The organism is Ancylomarina euxina (assembly GCF_003863355.1).
Classification (GTDB): Bacteria; Bacteroidota; Bacteroidia; order Bacteroidales; family Marinifilaceae; genus Ancylomarina; species Ancylomarina euxinus.
Genome location: NZ_QQWG01000037.1, coordinates 1 through 7,000, shown reverse-complemented (window position 1 = coordinate 7,000; position 7,000 = coordinate 1). Strand labels below are relative to the sequence as shown.

Below are 7,000 nucleotides of genomic sequence, written 5' to 3'. Positions count from 1 at the left end.
TAGGGAGACTTGTTAATAAAAAAAGGCTTTAAAAATAAAAGTACATAACATGCTGTATGTCGGCATTGGCGATATGTACAGGATGAAATTAAAAATCGCCAACGAAGACGACATACAGCTATACGTTAGCGGTCAGCGTAAAAAAAACTCAACAACATTGATAATTAATGACATTTAAACGATTAGATAAAAAAGATTATAAAAACCTAATGGGAACAAATGGTGATTCTGAGATCAATCAGAATCATTTGATTCTTCATTTCCTAGAATTTGACTTTGCACCTGATTTGATAACTCAAAAACTTGGATTACAACCATTATCAACTGGACAGAAAGGTGAAGAATATTTTATTGGACCACAAAAAGATATCCCAAGAATTTGGGATTGTAGTCATTGGGATTTCGAATGGAAAATAAATACAAATGATTTCATCGGCGATTTGGTTGATAAGTTTTTCAACGAGATTATAATTCCAAGAATAGACACGATTAAAGAGATTGGTCTAAGTTGCAAGATGGTAAGATTTACAATAGTACAATATTATTATACTGGGAATAATCCAGGTTATGGTTTTGAACCGGAACAGTTAAAAATATTGGCTGACATTGGTGCTGGTATTGACGTTGATATATACTGCCTCGGTGAAGATGAATAAAAACGCCGAACCGCTAACAAAAGCTAAATTTCATGGGCGGTGATGTGCAGTTTGAAAGTTTAGTTCAATTAATAAACAACAGCAAGCCAATTAAAATTGGTTTGTTCAAAAATATAAACAATTTTGCTCGGCTTGCTTTAGTGTGGTTTGAAAGATTAATTCTTTTAAATCGCCCACGAAAACTTAGCAAGCCCGTTGTGCTTAATTTATGAAACTGCATTACAAAGAATATAATTTCACTGATTGGATAAATCTTTCAGAAGATATTCGGAGAGATATACAAAATCATTATTGGACTCCATTTGAACCTGATATTGGAAAAAAGACTCGCGGCCTGATTTTGGAGGAATTCATTAAGACAATTGATAACGAATTTTATTTATGCGAGTTTGGATATTTTGCTCATTATGTAATTGGAATAAAATACATACCCATTGATTCAAGTAAGAAAGCACCTAATAATTTTCATGGAATAATAATAAACAAAGGCAAGATTATCGAACGGATTGAAAAAGGTAAAATTAAAGTTAATTGGAGGCATTCTGGGACTGAACTGATAAAAATAAACATATGATTTTTGGTAAATCTGAAAATAAGCTTGAGCCGAAAGGTAACTTTCATGAAAAGATAGCAAACTATTTCAATGAATTAGCTGGTATTCAAATTCCATCGGATTTGCTTAAGGAGTTGATTGATAAAATTACAAACACTCAATATGAGAATTACAAAAGATTTTGGAAACAATACCCTAAATCAAGAAAACGATATTCAAAATTAAAGATTGAGGATTTGGAGCATCCTTTTACACATTATGAACTTACGGACTTTTTGAAAAATAGAGACTTTGAAAATTATAAAAAGTACTCCATGATACTTCTAAAAATGACAGAGAACGAATTTGGTGATTACGAGACAAGAAAATATCAGTATGAAACGAAATAAAAACTAAGCACAACAATGTATATACAAAATAGGCGCAACAGTAGTAAATTCAACGGGTGTAGCCCGCTTCAACTTCTCAACGGTTTGATAGGTTTAAAGCCCGCAATCGCCTACTTTGCATATACTCAACGTTAGGGTGCATATTGTGAAACTGTTAGAAATATTGAGATAAGGTTAATGTTATTTTAAGGTTAAAGAAATGTCAGTCACTAAGTAAGTTATAATTTAATGGAAGTTCAGAGGATTAGATCTGTTTTATTTTTATGGCAGAAATTATGTCTTTTATTGTCAGGTGGTTTATTGATTGTTTCGGGTGTGTTATTTCTTCCGGGTAAGTACTCAGGTAAGATTTATATCGAAAGATTTGATGTTCCTTCTTGGTGTTATTTATTAGGCTATTTTATCATACTTGTTATATTTTGTCTTTCATTTTATTTATTAATTGCAAAGTGGTATAACAGGGATATGTTGAAGTTTGAAGATAGATTTTTGAAATACAAAACTATGGATTTATTTGTTTCAGAAATTAATGATCTTACTATAGAGGAGCATCCATTAAAATACAAACCAAAGGAAAATCGAACAATATTTAATGGCGGAGGAAATAACTGGTTAAGGTTTGAATATAGAGGAAAGAAATATAATATAGAATATTTTCTGAGGAATAAGGAAGAAGAAGAGGAGTTGAAAGGAATTTTTAAGAAGTGGCAATTTATTACAGATATACACTATGGTGTATCAAAGGAACAGGAACTTTTGGAGCTCTATGATAGTCTTTCTTATAAATCGAAATATGATGAATTTAAATTTACTTAATTCACAGAAGAAGCGACTGACATATTGATAACCCGATATTTAATTGAAAAGGAATAACAAACGCACCCTAACAAAAGCTAAATTTCATGGGCGGTGATTCGCAGTTTGAAAGTTTGGTTCAATTAAGAAACACCAGCAAGCCACCTAGTTTGGTTTGCGTAAAAATATAAACAAATTTAAGCGGCTTGCTTATTTGGCGGTTTGATAAGACAACTGTTTTAATCGCCCACGAAAACTTAGCAAGCCCGTTAGGCACAATTTTTAAAAAGAAAAAACATGGCAAATCAAGTGAAAAGTTTTGCAGAATCAGCTAAGGGGTTTACAAAAAGTCCATTAGGAATAATTGCATTATTTATAGTTCTGGTATACGGTTTTGCAACTCTTGCTGTGAGTTTTGGTAATAACCTGACTGACCACATTACTCCATTGATATATTTTTTAGTAATATTTCCAGTTATCGTATTTATTGGATTCTTATGGCTTGTTTCAAAACACCATGATAAAATTTATGGTCCATCTGATTTTAAGAATGAAGATAATTTTTTAAAAATGAAAATGTCTGCCGTTGCTTCCCTTGCTGCAGCAACAGCAAATCAACCTGATGGGAATAATAATAATGAATCTACTCAGCAGCAACTAAATTCAATTGTGGAATTAGTATCTAAAACTCAACCACATAAAGCTAATGAATCAGGGAGGAAATGGAGAAATAAGGTTTTATGGGTTGATGATAGACCTGAAAACAATATCTATGAAAGAAAAGCTTTTGAATCGCAAGGAATAGAATTTAGTCTTGCTCTTTCTACAAATGAAGCTATCGAGATATTAAAAAACAATAAATATGCAGCCATCATATCTGACATGGGGAGAAAAGAAGGTCTACAAGAAGGCTATGTGTTGTTAGAAAAAATTCGAAAATCGGGGTTGCAGACACCATTCTTTATTTATGCAGGTTCTAATGCCCCAGAACATAAAATGAAGGCTTTAGAACGTGGAGCTCAGGGAAGTACAAATCGAGCACAAGAGTTATTTGAAATGGTGATGAATAGAATGTCAAATGAATAAAAAAAGTGCCTAACAAAAGCTAAATTTCATGGGCGGTGATGAGTCTCTTGAGAGTTAGTTCAATTAAGAAACACCAGCAAGCCAATTAAATTGGTTTGTTCAAAAATATAAGCAAATTTAATCGGCTTGCTTCCGCGCGATTTGAAAGGTTAATTCTTTTAAATCGCCCACGCAACTTAGCAAGACCGTTGTGCTTCATTATAAAAAAACAGATGCGAAAGTCAATTACATATATACTAAGGATCCTATTATTTGTGATCTTAACAATCTTGACTCAGGTTGGTGGAGTAATTTATTTATTATCACTACTATTGGCTGATAGAATTAAATATAGTTTTAAGCTGAAGAATATAATTACGTTTGTTGCACTTTATACAATTACAACACTATTGATCATCCCGAGTTTAGCTCCAATATTCGGTCGAGTGAAAATTCAAAATACGGAAAGCATTAAACCAACGAATTATTGGACTGTGATCTTAAACCGAAATTATGTCGTACCAGAATTAAGTGAATTCTTGAAATCAGTAGCTGATGATTTAAAGACAAGTGAATCTTCACAAGAATTAAGATACTTAGATGCCAATTTTCCTTTCATAAATAAATTTCCATTACTTCCACATTTAAGTCATAATGACGGAAAGAAAATAGACTTTAGCCTCGTGTATGAAAGTAAGAATGGTGAAATATCTAATTTAAAGAAATCAAGAAGTGGTTATGGAATTTTTGCAGAACCTAGATCGACAGAATTTAATCAATCAGACTATTGTTTAAAAAATGGGTATTTCCAATATGACTATCCGAAATATCTAACCTTGGGAGAGATAAATGACAGTTTGGTGTTTTCAGAGAGAGGAACAAGGCAGCTTATAACAAGCATTTTGAAACAGAAAAACTTGGGTAAGTTATTTATTGAACCGCATTTGAAAACCAGAATGAAACTGACTGATCGACGAATTCGATTTCATGGTTGCGGTGCTGTGCGTCATGATGATCATATTCATATGCAATTAAAATAAAAAAAGAACGAAAGCACAACAAAAGCTAAATTTCATGGGCGGTGATAGGCAACTTGAAAACTTAGTTCAATTAATAAACACCAGCAAGCCACCTAGATTTGGTTTGCAAAAAATATAAACAAATTTATGCGGCTTGCTTATTTTGCGGTTTGATAAGATTACTCTTTTAATCGCCCACGAAAACTTAGCAAGACCGTTAGCGCCAATTAGTAACAAAAAGAATCAATGTCTGATAATAGAACTAATATTTTAAACGAAGTAGCACTCCAAACAGACAGCTTAACTTCCGTATTACGAGAACAAAATAAGGCTATTGACAGAATAGCAAATGAAATTGACACTGCATCAAATCCGGATAAATTATTTGACTTATTTTCTTATGATACAGTTTTTACTGTATTTGTTACTCTTGCGATATTTCTTTTAGGTGTTATTGTAGATCGCCTAATAAAACTAAACGATACTTATAAATCTAAAAAAGACTTAAGAATTTATTTTCATACCTATTTAGAAAGGATCACAAATAGCACATGTGATAAGCTATCTGGATTTTATAAAAATATATATCAAGATATAGATATTGACACTGGTATTCCCATAACAGCACCCAAGATTTTAACAGGTGATTTTGAAAGATTGAAGGACATTGGTGGAAATGTTATTTTTCATGCCATAAAGGAAAAACGAAATCTATCTAAAATTCATAGTTATTTAGATTTTGTTGAAAAATTAATTCCTGAAATTGAACGTTTTCATTCACATTGTAGAATTGAGAGTGATAAGTTGTTAAATCCTTTCCAAGAGAATCTTAATAATTATTTTGACTTACTTGCAGAGTTCGTCGAGTTTGCGAGAATTAATCAGTCTAACTATGAGGATTATCAGGATTTTATACAACTAGTTAGTAATTCAATTTCTATTTATCATCAAGAATATTCTCAGTCAAGAAAATTACGAAAACTATATCGAGAGATAATTAGACCAATTCAAGATAAGGCAATAGATTCAAATTTATTTAGACAAGATCAAAGATGTTTTGGTATCGTAGTTTTAGGGAAAGAGTTATCTTATCAATATAATTATCTAAAAAGATTGACCATTGAATTTAAAATGGGATATAGGAGATTTTACAATGATATTAGAGATCATAAAACTAAACTAGAACTTGAAACCAAAAAAATTAACTGGCGCTAACAAAAGCTAAATTTCATGGGCGGTGATGTGCTGTTTGAGAGTTAGTTTATTTAATAAACACCAGCAAGCCACCTAGATTTGGTTTGCAAAAAATATAAACAAATATATGCGGCTTGCTTCCGTCAGATTTGAAAGGGCAACTGTTTTAATCGCCCACGAAAACTTAGCAAGACCGTTATGCGCAAGCCAGAAAAGATATGAATGAAATTGAAAGGTGTCGAGATTTAGATGATGAAGTATTCGAAGAGTTTAAAGAATATTTTCCGAAGACAGTTGTGTCAGATTTTAAGAAAGAATTTCCTACTACTTGTCTTCTAGTAAATATGTTTGATTCTAGTAGTGCATTTATTAAAAATTCAATTTTTGACAGTTGTGAATCTGACGATTATTATGGTGCTAAGGTTTTATTTAGGAGCCTGATTGAACATTTTATTAGATTTAAATATCTATTTGTTAATTGGGGCTTATCTAAATCGGATGACTTTGCCAAAAACTATTTAGATTATGGAAATGCAAGGGAAGTACTTGATTTAATTAGGGCGAAAGTTTCTGAACAACAACTACATGACCCTGAGTTTAGAATTAAAGATTGGGATGTGTTTTTAAAAGATCACCCTAATTTTAAAAATAAAACTAGAAAAGAGGTAGATGCTGAAACTAAGAAATATACATTTAAAAATATCATTAGATTCCTAAACGAAGAATTTAATAAAAGTGATAATGAAATGTCTTCATTTCTTGGTCAACTCATCATTGAATATTCTGATTTGTCTTCTTATGTGCATGGGGGAATGAAGTCATATCAAACCATGATGACTAACAATAGTGACAAAAAGAGAGAAGAGGAGTACAATAGAATAAGTGGACTTACATTCCAGATGAGTAATTCAATAAAATTATTTTCCGTATTAATGTATGTTCAAACAGATAGAGAGGCATTTAGTAAGCATTATTTTAAAATAGATAAACTTTTAAAACAAGTGAATTCTCAATAATTGCCAGCGCATAACAAAAGCTAAATTTCATGGGCGGCAATGAGTCGATTGAAAGTTTAGTTCAATTAATAAACACCAGCAAGCCAATCAAATTGGTTTGTTCAAAAATATAAGCAAATTTAATCGGCTTGCTTCCGTGAGTTTTGATAAGACAGTTGTTTTAATCACCCACGAAACTTAGCAAGCCCGTTACAGTTAATTGATTCGTAATGGCACTCGCTGGCAAGCGTGTTGCCATTTCTGCTTTAATGGATTTTCCTGTTTTATTGTACACCAGTTGTTTTACTAGTTTTGACTGAGGTTTAAAACTTGA

The 7,000-nt window shown here is 31.8% G+C and carries 8 protein-coding genes; all 8 read left to right on the top strand.

Annotation, left to right across the window (positions count from 1 at the left end):
* Positions 1-167: 167 nt before the first annotated feature.
* The 8 genes from DWB61_RS17300 to DWB61_RS17265 all read left to right on the top strand — a co-directional run bounded on the left by DWB61_RS17300 (position 168) and on the right by DWB61_RS17265 (position 6,687).
* The gene (locus DWB61_RS17300; protein WP_125032199.1) at positions 168-656 is read left to right on the top strand and encodes a DUF4279 domain-containing protein; all 489 of its coding nucleotides are present in this window, start codon (positions 168-170) and stop codon (positions 654-656) included.
* Between the two features lie 208 nt (positions 657-864).
* Entirely contained in the window at positions 865-1,230 is a 366-nt protein-coding gene (locus tag DWB61_RS17295) for a hypothetical protein (protein ID WP_125032198.1), read from the top strand.
* On the top strand, positions 1,227-1,598 hold the full coding sequence (locus DWB61_RS17290; protein WP_125032197.1) for a hypothetical protein: 372 nt from the start codon (positions 1,227-1,229) through the stop codon (positions 1,596-1,598). The genes DWB61_RS17295 and DWB61_RS17290 overlap by 4 nt, the downstream gene beginning before the upstream one ends.
* 228 nt (positions 1,599-1,826) lie before the next feature.
* Positions 1,827-2,414: a hypothetical protein gene (locus DWB61_RS17285; RefSeq protein ID WP_125032196.1), complete on the top strand. Its 588-nt coding sequence runs from the start codon at positions 1,827-1,829 to the stop codon at positions 2,412-2,414.
* 276 nt (positions 2,415-2,690) lie between these two features.
* Positions 2,691-3,479, top strand: a complete 789-nt coding sequence (locus DWB61_RS17280; RefSeq protein ID WP_125032195.1) for a response regulator — start codon at positions 2,691-2,693, stop codon at positions 3,477-3,479.
* A 212-nt stretch (positions 3,480-3,691) separates the two neighbouring features.
* Positions 3,692-4,498, top strand: coding sequence for a hypothetical protein (locus tag DWB61_RS17275; protein ID WP_125032194.1), 807 nt, complete (start codon positions 3,692-3,694; stop codon positions 4,496-4,498).
* Positions 4,499-4,723: 225 nt separating this feature from the next.
* A complete protein-coding gene (locus tag DWB61_RS17270) occupies positions 4,724-5,692 on the top strand; it encodes a hypothetical protein (protein WP_125032193.1) in 969 nt (322 codons plus the stop codon).
* A 197-nt stretch (positions 5,693-5,889) separates the two neighbouring features.
* Entirely contained in the window at positions 5,890-6,687 is a 798-nt protein-coding gene (locus DWB61_RS17265) for a DUF5677 domain-containing protein (protein WP_125032192.1), read from the top strand.
* The last annotated feature ends 313 nt before the right edge of the window (positions 6,688-7,000 follow it).